At 65.2% G+C, this 13755-nt stretch carries 11 protein-coding genes and 1 pseudogene; 10 read left to right on the top strand and 2 right to left on the bottom strand.

Features of this window, described 5'->3' with window-relative positions:
- Positions 1-8 precede the first annotated feature (8 nt).
- The gene (locus ACFV4K_RS29975) at positions 9-212 is read right to left on the bottom strand and encodes a cold-shock protein (RefSeq protein ID WP_379279433.1); all 204 of its coding nucleotides are present in this window, start codon (positions 210-212) and stop codon (positions 9-11) included.
- A 461-nt stretch (positions 213-673) separates the two neighbouring features.
- On the opposite strand from ACFV4K_RS29975, the pseudogene ACFV4K_RS29970 reads away from it, so the two are divergent.
- Positions 674-1660: pseudogene (locus ACFV4K_RS29970) on the top strand (RNA polymerase sigma factor); the annotation flags it as partial.
- 406 nt (positions 1661-2066) lie between these two features.
- A complete protein-coding gene (locus tag ACFV4K_RS29965) occupies positions 2067-3236 on the top strand; it encodes a hypothetical protein (protein WP_379279431.1) in 1170 nt (389 codons plus the stop codon).
- A gap of 373 nt (positions 3237-3609) precedes the next feature.
- On the opposite strand, the gene ACFV4K_RS29960 is transcribed toward ACFV4K_RS29965, so the two are convergent.
- The gene (locus ACFV4K_RS29960; protein ID WP_379279430.1) at positions 3610-4227 is read right to left on the bottom strand and encodes a lipocalin family protein; all 618 of its coding nucleotides are present in this window, start codon (positions 4225-4227) and stop codon (positions 3610-3612) included.
- A gap of 757 nt (positions 4228-4984) precedes the next feature.
- Between ACFV4K_RS29960 and ACFV4K_RS29955 the strand changes: the two genes are divergently transcribed.
- From ACFV4K_RS29955 to ACFV4K_RS29920, 8 genes are read left to right on the top strand one after another with little or no spacing between them, the layout of a single operon-like run.
- Positions 4985-6268 carry a glycosyltransferase gene (locus ACFV4K_RS29955; RefSeq protein ID WP_379279429.1) on the top strand — a complete coding sequence of 428 codons (1284 nt, stop codon included), beginning with the start codon at positions 4985-4987 and terminating at the stop codon, positions 6266-6268.
- On the top strand, positions 6249-7361 hold the full coding sequence (locus ACFV4K_RS29950; RefSeq protein ID WP_379279427.1) for a polyprenyl synthetase family protein: 1113 nt from the start codon (positions 6249-6251) through the stop codon (positions 7359-7361). The genes ACFV4K_RS29955 and ACFV4K_RS29950 overlap by 20 nt, the downstream gene beginning before the upstream one ends.
- Before the next feature lie 11 nt (positions 7362-7372).
- Positions 7373-8905 carry a phytoene desaturase family protein gene (gene crtI, locus ACFV4K_RS29945; RefSeq protein ID WP_379279426.1) on the top strand — a complete coding sequence of 511 codons (1533 nt, stop codon included), beginning with the start codon at positions 7373-7375 and terminating at the stop codon, positions 8903-8905.
- On the top strand, positions 8902-9846 hold the full coding sequence (locus tag ACFV4K_RS29940) for a phytoene/squalene synthase family protein (RefSeq protein WP_379279425.1): 945 nt from the start codon (positions 8902-8904) through the stop codon (positions 9844-9846). Before crtI ends, ACFV4K_RS29940 begins: the two co-directional genes overlap by 4 nt.
- 48 nt (positions 9847-9894) lie before the next feature.
- Complete coding sequence (locus tag ACFV4K_RS29935) at positions 9895-10239, top strand: lycopene cyclase domain-containing protein (protein WP_379279424.1); 345 nt, start codon at positions 9895-9897, stop codon at positions 10237-10239.
- Between the two features lie 2 nt (positions 10240-10241).
- The gene (locus ACFV4K_RS29930) at positions 10242-10568 is read left to right on the top strand and encodes a lycopene cyclase domain-containing protein (RefSeq protein ID WP_379279423.1); all 327 of its coding nucleotides are present in this window, start codon (positions 10242-10244) and stop codon (positions 10566-10568) included.
- Complete coding sequence (locus tag ACFV4K_RS29925; protein WP_379279421.1) at positions 10565-12154, top strand: FAD-dependent oxidoreductase; 1590 nt, start codon at positions 10565-10567, stop codon at positions 12152-12154. Before ACFV4K_RS29930 ends, ACFV4K_RS29925 begins: the two co-directional genes overlap by 4 nt.
- The gene (locus tag ACFV4K_RS29920; protein ID WP_379279420.1) at positions 12151-13161 is read left to right on the top strand and encodes a DUF5914 domain-containing protein; all 1011 of its coding nucleotides are present in this window, start codon (positions 12151-12153) and stop codon (positions 13159-13161) included. The genes ACFV4K_RS29925 and ACFV4K_RS29920 overlap by 4 nt, the downstream gene beginning before the upstream one ends.
- Positions 13162-13755 lie beyond the last annotated feature (594 nt).

Below are 13755 nucleotides of genomic sequence, written 5' to 3'. Positions count from 1 at the left end.
GCGCTGAATCAGATGGCGCGAACGTCCGTGGCCTGGGGGCCCTTCTGGCCCTGCTCCACCGAGAACTCGACACGCTGACCCTCGTCGAGGGACTTGTAACCCGAGCCGCTCACGGCCGAGTAATGCACGAAGACGTCCGGGCCGCCGCCGTCCTGGGCGATGAAGCCGAAGCCTTTTTCACCGTTGAACCATTTCACACTGCCTTGAGCCATGTTTAACGTAACTTCTCTTCTGTAGCGAGCCGGGCAAATTCTTGGTGAAAAGCCCGTTCTCGAACGCCCACTATGCCATGCGTGTCCGCGATCGCTCGCATCACGCAGCGACGAGGGCCCGGCGCGGTCTGCACTCCGGGTTATCTGCGCTCATTGTGCGGAATGGTTCGGCGCTTGGGCGCCGATGGTGCGGCTGTCCTGCACACCGATCACGTGCCAGTTCGGCTCGAAGCGACTGGACGCAGGCACTGGAGGCCGGTCGTCGCCCCAATCCACCTGTTTACCCGTACGCTGGTCAGTGGTTCCGGTTCTTGCCGAGCCGCTCGAGGCCTCTCTGCGGTCCTGTTTCTCGAATCGCGATGCCGCCCGAATCTCTCGGAGAGGCAAATGTGGCAACGACCGCAGGCGAAACGAATGACCAAGAGTCCACAGCCACCTCGGCGGAGGATGATGACACCGCGGACGACATTTGGGATGAGAACGAGTCTCCGACGCTGCGCCGGGCACGCAGGGAAGCCGAGCTCACCGCCGCTGGGGATTCGACGCGAGCGTATCTGAAGCAGATCGGGCGAGTTCCGCTGCTCTCCGCGGCCGAAGAGGTCGACCTCGCGGTCCGGATCGAGGTCGGGTTGTACGCGGCGGAGAAGCTACGGGCCGAGTCTTGCGAGCATTCAGGACTCACGGTCGCACGCCGCCGGGACCTGACCTGGGTCGTGCAGGACGGCATCGCGGCCAAAGATCATCTGCTCGAGGCGAACCTGCGACTGGTGGTATCGATTGCCAAGCGCTACACCGGGCGCGGTCTGGCGTTTCTCGACCTGATCCAGGAGGGCAATTTGGGCCTGGTGCGGGCGGTCGAAAAGTTCGACTACAGTAAAGGATTCAAGTTCTCGACCTATGCCACCTGGTGGATTCGCCAGGCGATTTCGCGCGCCATGGCCGACCAGTCCCGCGTCATTCGGATCCCGGTGCACATGGTGGAGATCATCAACAAGCTCGGGCGGGCGGAGCGTGAACTGTTTCAGCAGCTGGGCCGCGAGGTAACGGTCGACGAGCTTGCCGCGGAACTGGATATCCCGCCCGCGAGGGTTCTCGAGATTCGACGAATCGCACGGGAACCGATCTCCTTGGACCAGACGCTCGGTGACGAGGGCACCACCCAGTTCGGTGATCTCATCGAAGACTCGGAGGCCGTCGTAGCTGTCGAGGCAGTGGCGTTCACCCTGCTGCAGGAGCAGTTGCGGGCGGTACTCTGCACGCTCAGCGAGCGCGAATCCGGTGTCATGCGCTTGCGTTACGGCCTGGACGATGGGCGGCCCCGAACCCTCGACGATATCGGGAAGATCTATGGCGTCACCCGCGAACGGATCCGGCAGATCGAGTCGAAGACGATGTCGAAGCTCCGTCACCCATCGCGCTCACAGTTGCTCCACGACTACCTCGAATAGCGAGCGAGAGTCCCCGCAAACGGGTGGGTGAGCGTCAGCAGGACCCTGCCTGTACAGAGGATGCCTGCGCCGATGAGTCCACCAACGTCCCGTGGTGGATCAGTTGGCCTCGGGAGGCCTGAGTGGTGGATGTGCAGTATTCCAGCGTGCGGTATTCATCCGCCACGGGAATATGGTGCGCTGCAACGGCTCTCGACTGTGAGGACCTCGCCGGAGTCGCTGGGAGTGGCCAACAACAGATCCGACGGCAGCGCAGTGTGGCGCCGGTTCGATCATCGCGGCATGCGGCAAGTGAGGACGTCGCCCTGGACTATCCGTTCGGATGGTGAGCGGACTGTCCGGTGTTTTACATTGTCCCCTGGTGGCGCGGACTGTGGCTGGGCCGCGATCCGGGAGGGAATCGTCGATGCGTGTCGGTAACACCCGCAGGCTGTTTGGGTTGTCTGCCTTGTTCTTGGTCTCGATGCTATTGACGACTGGTTGTTCGGGCCTTGCCGGGCCGAAGTACGCGGCAGGATTCTCGGCCGTGCCGGTGGACTGCACGGAGGCGTTGAAACCGGCGGAACGGGAGATCAAGACGTTCGCAGGCGAGATGTACAGCCCAGCGGCCGAACGCGAACACGGTGAGCGTACTGTCAGCGCCGCTAGCCAGTACCTACGCTGCGCGCAAAAGTTCGGTGGCTCGGTCCTTCGTGAACCCCTCGCGCCGCACCGGAAGCCGATGTGGCGGAATCTCGCGGTCTCGTATTACGTTGGGCTGTTTCCCATCACGGCGGGGGAAACGACCCGAAGCCTCATGGAGCGCAAGGAGGCCGACACCGGAACCCCTCGGCCGACGCCGGTCGCCGGGATCGGTGACGACGCGGTCACCTGGGCCGAGGCGCGTTCCATCCGCGAGTTGACCCAGGTGACTGTGGAATTCACGATCAGCAACCTGATCGTCACGGTCGAGGCCTCGGGCAAGGACTGGTCCGGGGTTGCCGAGGCGCCGACTTCATTCGACTCGCCCGAGCTCCGCGCCGATCTACAGTCCGGCGCTGAATCCGTCGCCAAAGCCCTCGCCCGACAGGCGCCGTCGGCTCTCCCGACCAGTGTTCTCACCATGCCGTCTCTGACGAGGAGTACCACCACACCCACCACGACAGCGGCCCGCCCAGCGGTCTGGGACCCCTGCCTGATCTCGACGGGGAGCGTCACCGCCGCCGGCCTCGCGACAATGCGGGACCTTCGGCAGCCAGGGTCCGACACCTCATTCTGTGGGTGGAACGGTGCGTGGTATCGGCTAGTGGCCCACTCGAAAGAAGCCCCGTTCGAATGGTCGGTCTACGAGAACTACGTAAACCCGAAGCCGGTGACAATCGGCGACCGTCACGCGGTCCAAACGCACCGGCACAGTTCCGATCTCTTCTGCGTCCTCTCGTTCGAGCTGCTACAGGAAGCCAACATCCCGAATTCCGGTGGAAGAACACTCGAATTCGAGGCATCCCTGACCGACGATCGCTCGCAGGCCGAGCTGTGTGACGAGCTGATCCGGGTAGTCAACGTCCTGCAATCGGATCTACCGCCGACCACGTAAATGCGATTTCGCACTCGCCATTGTGCTGCCACGCTAGTACGGGTCGCTGGTCGCTGATCCCATGTTGAGGTGGATGCAACATTGTTGTGCCCGGCGGGGGGTTGGTCGAGCAGCAAGCTTCCTTTCGCGCCGCTGCGGTGGCCGCACGCGATATCGTGGTGCGACATCGGTTTCCGATATCCAGAAGGATGGCGGGCAGATGAAGCGGGTGAACCGTCGCGAGTTCCTCGGGCTGGGTGGCGCGGTGGTGGCGGGAGGCGCAGCCACGCTGGCAGCGGGATGCAGCCGGTCACCGAGAGCGGGGAATCCCGATTACACATTGCGTATCGGGCAGGCTCGCAGGTCGCGGGCGAACGGGGCGACCCAGTTCTGCTCATCGCAAGCACAGTGGAGTCAGATCGGTCTGTGCGCCGGTTACCGGCGAGGTCAGGTACATACATGGGGTTTGACCCGCCGCGGTGATGGCTTCACGCACTCGATCCCAGGTCGGCGCGTCGAGCGCCGGGCTGCGAGCCAAGACGAAACCGGAGAGTTTAGTTGGATCGGTGACCAGCGCCCATGAGTAGTCGGGGCCGAGTGCGGTGACGATGTAGTTCGTCGGCCCGTCAAGCTGGCCTTGACCGGGGACGCTCGGGAAGCTGACGTGGAACTGCGCGCGAGTCACCGGGTCGTTGACCTTCGCGGTACCGCGGATCTCGTTGCGGTCACCGGACCAGGTTGTGCACGAGTTGTACACGGCGACGTTGCCCTGTGGGTCCAAGGTGTAGTCAGCGCGGGTATCGCGAGCGCATTGGAGGTTGAAGAACTGCGGTACGGCGGCGAGCTGATTCCAGGTGCCCAGGTATTGGTTCAGGTCGAGCGATTCGACCGGCGCGGGCGATTCGACCGGCCGCGGTGCGGCGACGGCGCTACCCGCGGGCAACAGCGCGAAGGTGGAGATCACTCCGGCCAGGAGGCCGAAGATGCAGCGAAGTACACGATGTGATGTCATGCGGACTCCTCTGGTGCGGACCAGATATGTTGGCGATGGCATGCTCGACACGGTAGCTCGTAACGATGCAATCAATGCATATCTGAGTCGTTCACTCGCAGGTTCAGTACGCAGTTCTCAGAAAGATGAATGCCAGATATATGGTCTGCCCCGCACCCATGGGTGCGTGGCAGACAGCATACGGCCTCGGCGTGTCCCTAGCCGGAGCCAAGCCCGGGCAAGCATCTTTAGGCGCGAAGTCGTCAAGGATGTCTCGAGTCCTCACATCGACACTCCGGCTTGGTAACCGAAGGACCAGCATCGTCGAGAGTAACGTTGCAGTTGAGCGTTAAGATTCCGGTCTTGTGTCGGCGGTAGCAGTTCGAGGTCGGATGGCTGTCTCCAGCCTGCCGTAGCGGGGCCAGGTGATTTGACTCCTGAAGTTCGTGTTGCTGAGAGCGGTCGGCTGACTCCGCGGAGTCCGTCCCACAGGACTGATACGGATCCACTCGGGTTCCGCGCGACGAATTTGCATCGTTTTTGCGTCGTTTGTTGGCAGAATGGTCACTGTTCACCCTCGGATGGGAGCGGATGTGGGTTCGCCTCGCCTATGTGTTCTCGATTGCGTTCGGGCTGTGCGGCAGCCGGTTGCCGAGTGCCGGAGTGCTCGGATCAGCCAGGTGAGAAACCGTCATGTGCGGCGAGAGAGCAGCGAAGGAATGTCGGCGTGGCTCGCTATCTACTAGCAGCGACGCCCATACCGGGTCATGTAGTACCGATGGCGGCTGTCGCGGCCGATCTGCGGCGGCGCGGGCATGAGGTGTGCCTGCTGACCGGTTCGGTGTTTCAGGAAGTCATTCGCATGCAGGACGTCCGGTTTGCGGCGTTGCCTTCGTCGGCGACGGTGACGCCCTCGGACCCGGGGCGTGGCTGGGTGCCGGATCCTTTGCGGCGGTGGAGGACCGGCCGCGCGGAGATACGGTCGAGCTTTCTGGATCCGATCGTGTCCCAATACAGTGCGCTGACCGCGGAGCTGGGTCGCACGGTCTTCGACGCGGTACTGGTCGACGTGATGTACACCGGGGCCATTCCATTGCTGTTGTCCGGAAAATCACGTCCTCCGGTGCTCACATGCGGCGTGGTTCCGCTGATGGCGGCGAGCCGGGACTGCCCGCCGTTCGGGCTCGGCTGGCAGCCGAGACCGGGCCGGGATTACACGACGATGAACCGGTTCGTGCATCGAGTGTTGTTCCGGAGCGAGCTGACACGGCTCAATGCCGTCCTGCGCGAGTTGGGTGTGCAGAACATGCCGGTGCCCCTACTGGACTGGCCCGTACTCGCCGATCGGTTGCTGCAGTTCACCGTGCCCGAATTCGAATATCCGCGCCGCGATCTGCCGTCCACGGTCGTGTTCACCGGACCGATTCCGATACCCGCAGTCGCCGATATCACGCTGCCGGACTGGTGGAGTGCACTGCACAGCGGCAAGACCGTTGTCCATGTCACCCAGGGAACCTGGACCAACCGCGACTACGAGCAGTTGCTCCGACCGACCTTGTCCGCGCTGAGCGGTCGCGACGATGTCGTGATGGTGGCATGTACCGGTGGTTCGCGCGTACCGATCGGTCCGGTCCCGGCGAATGCGCATGTGACCGACTTCGTGCCATACGCGAAGCTGTTGCCGCTGGTCGATGTGATGGTCACCAATGGCGGTTACGGCGGTGTGCAACAGGCGCTCGGTTACGGTGTGCCGCTCGTCGTCGCTGGCGATACCGCCGACAAACCGGAGGTCGCCGCCAGGGTGGCCTACACCGGCGCGGGCATCGACCTCGGTACCGCAAGGCCCCGGACCGCCGCGATCGCCACGGCCGTCGATCGAGTACATTCCAGCGAATTCCGCACTGCGGCAAAACGTTTGGCTGCATCCATGGTAGCTCGTTCGCCGTTCGAAACGATCGCAGCCGTGCTGGCGGAGGTGACCGAGCACGGCGCCACGCGCACAGGGGGGTCGGCGCACCGGCTACCGAGCGAGGAGTACCACGATGAGCACCGCAGCTTCTGAATCGCTGCCGCTCCCCGATACGACCACAGCGTCGGCGACGGCGGGTCTCGCACGTTGGTGCGCCGATTTCCGGAGCCGGGTACTCGACGAACTCGACGCGTTTATGCAAGGGGCCTTACGTGTCACGGCGTTGAGCGCGTCTGGTGTGGACGAGGTGCTATGGCAATACGCCTTGGGTGGGAAATGCCTGCGCTCGACCTTCATGTATCTGGGCTGGTTATGTGGCCGTGAACCCGATACGGCCGCATTGCGCGCGTCGGCCAGCCTCGAGTTGCTGCACGCGTTCGCGTTGCTGCAGGACGACGTCATGGACGATGCCGTGCTGCGGCGCGGCGAGAGGGCGGCCCATCTGCGGCTATGCGAGCACTACCGCGCCAACGGTGCGCCAGGCTCCGCGCCGCGGTTCGGTGCGTCGGCCGCGACCCTGCTCGGCGACATGTGCTTGGTCTGGGCCGAGCAGATGCTGCGGGAGAGCGGAGTCGCGGCGGACGCGTTGGCTCGGCTGTGGCCCAGATACGACGCAATGCGGATCGAACTGGCGGCCGGCCAGTTCGCGGACCTGTCCAATGACGCGCGCAGCGGGCCGACGCTGGAATCGGTGCTCGCCATCGCCCGCGCGAAGTCGGGCAACTACACCGTCCGCCGACCGCTCGAACTGGGCGCATCCCTGGCGGGTTGTCCCGATCAGATTCTGAATATGTTGGGGCATTACGGATCCCGCATCGGCGAGGCGTTCCAGCTGCGCGACGACCTGCTCGGGATATTCGGCTCCGCCGCCATCACCGGCAAGCCGCAGGACAGCGACCTCGTCCAACGCAAAGCGACCAGCGTCGTCATCGCTGCGCTGGAGATGGCCGATGCCACCACGCGGCTGGAGCTTTCGGAGCTGATGAATCTGTCTGTGCTCGACACCGTGGCCATCGCCCGGTGCCGGACGTTGATCGCCGCATCGGGCGCACCCGAACACATCGAGGCGATGATCGCCGATCGGGTCGACGCAGCCATTGATGCGGTCGGCGAGCTGGCGCTGGATGGTGCGCGCCGCTCGGCACTGGAGCATATGGCGCTGTTGTGCACGGCACGGCAGCTGTGACGAGGAGAACGATGCGCACCGTCGTAGGACGCACCGATCATGTCGTGGTCGTCGGTGCCGGACTGGCCGGCCTGTCCGCCGCGCTACACCTAGCGGGCCGGGGCCGCGCGGTAACCGTGGTCGAACGCGAAGTCGTGCCGGGCGGGCGGATGGGCAGGCTCGATCTCGACGGCTACCGCATCGATACCGGACCGACGGTGCTGACCATGCCGGAGCTGATCGATGATGTCTTCGACGCGGTGGGGGAGCGCACGCGGGACAGGCTCGATCTGCTTCCCGTCACCCCGGCCTATCATGCGGCCTTCGCTGATGGGCGCACCCTGGATGTCCACAGCCACGAAGAGTCGATGGTGCAGGCAGTCACCGAGTTCGCCGGCGCTGCTCAGGCCGCGGGCTACCGCAGGTTGCGCGACTGGCTGAGCCGGCTGTATGCGGCCGAGTTCGATCGGTTCATCGCGGCGAACTTCGACTCGCCGCTGTCGATGCTGACCCCTGCGCTGGCCCGGCTCACCGCATTGGGAGGCCTGCGCCGCTGGGATCGCAAAGTCGCCGAGTTCGTCACCGACCCAGATCTGCGGCGGGTCTTCACCTTTCAATCGTTGTACGCCGGTGTCGCACCTGATCGAACCCTGGCGGCGTACGCGGTGATCGCCTACATGGATACCATCTCCGGCGTCTATTTCCCGCGCGGCGGAATGCGGGCACTGCCCGATGCGCTCGCGGCCGCCGCGACGGCGGCCGGTGTGCGATTCCGCTACGGCGCCGCGGTGACCGAATTGGTGCGCTCCGGTGGCCGGGTGACCGCCGTGCACACCGACCAGGGCGAGCGAATCGGTTGTGATGCGGTGGTATTGACAACCGAACGACGTCGAAGTCACCAGCTGCTCGGGCACCGCTCCCGCCGCCCGATCGCGGTACGTCCCGCGCCGTCCGCGGTCGTATTACACGTTGCCGTCGATCATCTACCGGCGACCTCGCACCATTGCTTGCTGTTTGGCGCCGGCTGGCACAGCGTGTTTCGCGACATCATCGAGGGCGGACGGGTCATGTCCGATCCTTCGCTGCTCCTCACCCGACCCACCGTGACAGATGCGAGCCTGGCGCCGCAGGGACGTGATCTGCTCTACATCCTGGCTCCGGTGCCGAATCTTGTTCGGGGAGAAATCAATTGGGACCATAGCGGGACGTTGTACGCGGACCGCCTGCTCGATACCGTGCAACGCAGACTGGGTCCGGGGCCGTTGCGCGGTATGGAACTGCTGAGGGTGGTCACTCCGGCCGACTGGGCGCGCCAGGACATGCTCGCGGGGAGCCCTTTCGCGTTGGCGCACACCTTTGGACAGACCGGCCCCTTCCGGCCTGCCAACATGATTCGCGGCATCGACAACGCGGTTCTGGCGGGTGGGTCGACTGTGCCCGGTGTGGGGATTCCGCCAGTGCTCATCTCGGGGCGCCTTGCGGCAGAACGGATAACCGGCCCAGGATTCGGCACCGGCCCAGCCCTGTCGCCGCAGCAGTCCTTCGCCGATCGGATCACGCGATGATGCGCGCCGAACTCGACGCCGCCGGCATCACTGATCCCGCTCTGCGGCAGTCGTACCAGCGCTGCCGCGAGCTCAATGCCGAGCACGGCAGGACCTTCTTCCTCGCCACTCGCCTGCTCGCACCCGATCAGCGCCCCGCGGTGCACGCGCTGTACGGCTTCGCCCGGCGTGCGGACGACATAGTGGACCAGCGCGACCCGCGACTGACCACGGTCGACCGCGCTGCTCGATTAGATAGGCTGACACGGCAATTCGCCACCGCCGACACCGGCGGCGATCCGGTGCTCGCAGCGGTGCTGCACACCGCGGGGGCGTACCACATATCCGATCGGCTGTTCGACGCCTTTCTGGCCTCGATGCGCATGGATCTGTGCATCACCGACTATCCGGACCGCGCGGCGCTGGATCGGTATATCCACGGCTCGGCAGAGGTGATCGGGCTGCAATTGTTGCCGATTCTCGGTGTTGTGGATGCGGGCGCGGCGCCGTACGCCGCCGCGCTCGGCAAGGCCTTCCAGCTCACCAATTTCCTGCGCGATGTCGATGAGGATCTGGCCCGTGACCGCGTGTACCTGCCCGCGGACGAACTGGCCGCGTACGGGGTGGACAGGGAGCTGCTGTCCTGGTGCAGACAACACCGCCGAGTCGAGCCGAGGGTGCGGCGCTCGCTCGCGGCACAACATCAGATCACCAGGGATATCTACGAATACGCGCGGGGCGGGATCGCGCTGTTGGCCCCGCGGTCGCGGCCGTGCGTCACGACAGCGCTGCTGCTGTACTCGGAAATCCTCGACCGCATCGAGGACAACGACTTCGAGGTGTTCGGCCGCCGCGCCACCGTCGGCACCGGGCGCCGGGTCCGGGTCGGCGCCCGCGGTATGTTCCGGGCGTGGCGGGCACGCCACAGCAGCGTGCCCTCACAGCTCGTCGAGGATCCATGAACCAGCACCCGCATCGGGACCCACGTGAACATCGCTGAAGGAGCGCACATGGACCGCTGGCACTATCTGCTTGTTCTGGGCGTCTGCCTGGTGTCGACCGCACCATTGGAATTCCTCGGTCCGGGTGTCTACCGCAGACCCAGGCTGTTGCTTGCTGCCCTGCCGCCCGTCTGCGCGTTCGTGATCTGGGATCTGGTGGCGATCGCGACCGATGTCTGGACCTTCGGCCCGCGCTACCTGCTGGGAGTACGGCTGCCCGGCGCAATGCCGGTGGAGGAATTCCTGTTCTTCCTGGTCGTTCCCCTGTGTGGACTGCTCACCTTCGTGGCGATCCAGTCCCTGCTCGACCGCCGTGTTCACAACGGTGCGCGGCCGACGCGGCCGTGGCGATGAGCGTGACCGGCATCGGTTACACGCTGCCCGCGGTCGCGGCGGTGGTCATCGTTTGTGTCGCGGAGTGCGCGGTACTGGGGACCGGGCTGTTCCGGCGGCCCGCCTATTGGCTGACGATGGTGATCGTGCTGGGGTTCCAGATCCCGGTGGATGGATGGCTATCCAGACTCGACGCCCCGATCGTGCTGTACAACCCGAAACACATTCTCGGACTTCGATTCCCGTGGGATATCCCGGTGGAGGACTTCTTGTTCGGTTTCGCTTTGGTGACATCGGTGCTGCTCGCCTGGGAGCGGGCACGGCAGCGACGTGAAGGTGCGCGCCGATGAAGAAGGACGGTTCCGGACTCGGTCGCGATCCGCGGCGGGCACAGTATCCGGCCGCGGCCGGGCGGCTCGACGTCGGCGATGCCGGGCGAGCGCCGAGGGCGATCGTGGTCGGCGCGGGCATCGCCGGCCTGGCAGCCGCGACGGGTCTGGCCGAACGAGGATTCCAGGTCGAGGTCATCGAGCGGGAACGGTATCTGGGCGGACGGGTCGGCGGCTGGACCGAGCAGTGGGCCGATGGCACCAGAGTCGGCATGAATCGCGGCTTCCACGCCATTTTCGCCCAGTACTACAACCTGCGCAAACTCTTGACACGCGGAGATCCGGAACTGCGCGGTCTGCGCAGAATGGACGACTATCCGCTGATCGATGCCCAGGGCCACCGCGACACCTTCCGCGGCCTGCCACGCACGCCACCGTGGAACGCGCTCGCCTTCGCCCTGCGCAGCCCCACCTTCCGGATCGGCGACCTGCTGCGCATCAATGCGCGTACCGCGGCGCCGCTGGCAGCGGTCTCGGTGCCACAGATCTACCACTGGCTCGATCACATGGACGCGCACACCTTCCTGCGCGACATCAATTTTCCTGACGCGGCCCGCCATTTGGCCTTCGAGGTGTTCTCGCGCAGCTTCTTCGCCGAGCCCGAGCACACGTCCGCCGCGGAATTGGCGACGATGTTCCACATCTACTTCCTGGGCTCCAGCGAAGGACTGATCTTCGATGTGGCGCGGGAGAATTTCGATGTCGGTCTGTGGCAGCCGCTCGCGGAATATCTCACCGCTCCCCACATACCGGGCAGACCGGGTACGGTCCGATTCCACACAGGTGTGACGGTCGATCGTATCGACCCGGCGGCAGCCGGCTTCGCCGTTGTAGACGACTCCGGAGCCAGCCTGCCCGCTGACGCGGTGGTGCTGGCCGCAGATGTCGCCGGGCTGCGCCGCATCGTCGCCGCGTCGCCGGCGCTCGGTGACCACACATGGCGTATCCAAGTGGCCGAATTGGGCACCGCACCGGCTTTCGTCGTGTATCGCCTGTGGCTGGACCAGCCGGTAGGTCCCGATCGGCCCGGCTTCCTCGGCACCGGCCAGCTGGATCCGCTCGACAACATCAGCGTGCTGGACCGATACGAACGTCAGGCCACAGAATGGGCGCGCGAAAACGACGGCAGCGTCGTGGAACTGCACGCATACGCGGTAGCAGAGCAGACACCACCCGCGGCGACCCAACAGAACCTCCGCGATCGGCTGCTGGCGCGACTACACGACCTCTACCCCGAGACCTCGGGCGCCCGTGTCCTCGGCGAGACGGTCCTGTGGCGCCAGGATTGCCCGCGTTTCGCCCCGGGCGACTTCGCCCGCCGCCCCGGTGTGACGACCCCGCATCCGCGGCTGGTGCTCGCCGGAGACGGTATCCGAGTCGATCTTCCGGTGGCGCTGATGGAACGAGCCGCGACCACCGGATGGATCGCGGCCAATACTCTGCTGCGCCAGTGGGGCGGCGCCGGGCACACCCTCCAGACTGTTCCCGGCCACGGCCGATCGGCCATGCTGCGTACGCTCGCGACTCGCGACAGGCAACTGCGATGAAAAAGCCCACCGAAATCGTGAAATTGCCGCACTTTCCACTACAACGGTTCTCACCGGAACAATGGTCACAGCAGCGACCCACCTACCAGGATGCGGATCCCAGCCTCATCGCGGCGGCGCTGCGCTGGTCACAGCGGCGGCCCTCAGGCAATTGGTACGTCTTCGCCGCGAGCCACAGTGTGCGGCGCGACCGCCCACTCGGCACCACCGTCGCCGGGGTCGAGGTCGTGGCATGGCGCGATGAACACGACCACTTGCACGTCGGCCCCGGAACATGCCCGCATCTGGGCGCGCCGCTGGCCACGGCGGCCATCGAGAATGACGCACTGATCTGTCGCTGGCACGGCCTGCGGGTCGGCGCGACGACAAGTGGCTCCCGATGGTGCCCGTTCCCCAGTTACGACGACGGCATTCTGGCCTGGGTACGACTGGACGCTGTCGGAGAGGAAAACCCGACCGACGCCCCCTTCCTCGCCCCGCGCCCTGCCGACACCACAGTGCACTCGGTGACCTGTCTGACCGGAGTCTGCGAGCCGCGTGACATCATCGCCAACCGTCTCGATCCGTGGCACGGTTCCTGGTTTCATCCACATTCGTTCGCACGTTTGGACGTGACACAGACGCCGCCGCGCGAGGGGATCACCGAGGAAAACCACCGCTTCGTGCTCACCGCCATCTTCCGGGTCGCTCGCGGGCTCGGGGTGCCGGTCGCGGCCGAGTTCACCTGCCCCGACCCCCGCACCATCGTGATGCGCATCGTCTCCGGCGAAGGAGCCGGGAGTGTGGTGGAAACCCACGCCACCCCAATAGGTTTCGGTTCCGAAGGCCGAGCACGCACTGCGGTGATCGAAGCGGTCGTGGCGACCTCGAACCGGCCGGGGTTCCGGTATTCGCACCGAATACTGCCCGTGCTACGCCCACTGATGAATCACGCCGCGGCACGCCTGTGGCGCGACGATCTCGCCTATGCCGAACGCCTATATCACCTGCGCACTCAGCATCGATAGCCATCGGGCTCGCACCCGGTCCAGCCGCACCTGATCCCCATCGCGCACCTGGCCGGTGAGCCCGTCAGCCAGCAAGACCACCTCGAATTCGGGGGTAATGAAGCAACCGGACGGTCGCGCCCCGGTCACCGGCCTGAAGGACTGATCCGCCGCCGGGATCTGACCACGGCAACCACCGAGGCGTCCGCAGGCTGAGCGGCAGCGCCCTGATCGCCGCTTCCCTTGGCCGAAAAAATCTATAGTGGAAGCTCTAGACATTCCGTATGCGGGTGTGTAATTTCACTGTCGTTCAAGTGAGAGATCGAGTGACTGGGCAGGTGAACTGCCTGGTATGCGGTACCCCCCGTCCCCTCCGAAGCAGGCGAGAATCCGGCTGGCCCTCTGGCTGCGGACCGCCGCCGGAGGGGCGGGGCACAGCAAGGCAAGGATCTTCGCAGGCAGGACCCGTACACATGGAGGTGGTGGCCACTGAGTAGTCGCAAGCCTGTTCCACGACCCGAGACGTCTCGGGTGTGGTTTACGCCATCGGCCCTTGGGCGCCGGTGAACAGTTCGACCCTTTCGGATACCTAGATCCCAGGCCCCGGCGCACACG

The organism is Nocardia sp. NPDC059764 (genome assembly GCF_042732555.1).
Taxonomy (GTDB): domain Bacteria; phylum Actinomycetota; class Actinomycetes; order Mycobacteriales; family Mycobacteriaceae; genus Nocardia.
Note: the sequence above shows the minus strand (reverse complement) of the source record. Positions and strands in the feature narration are given on the sequence as shown.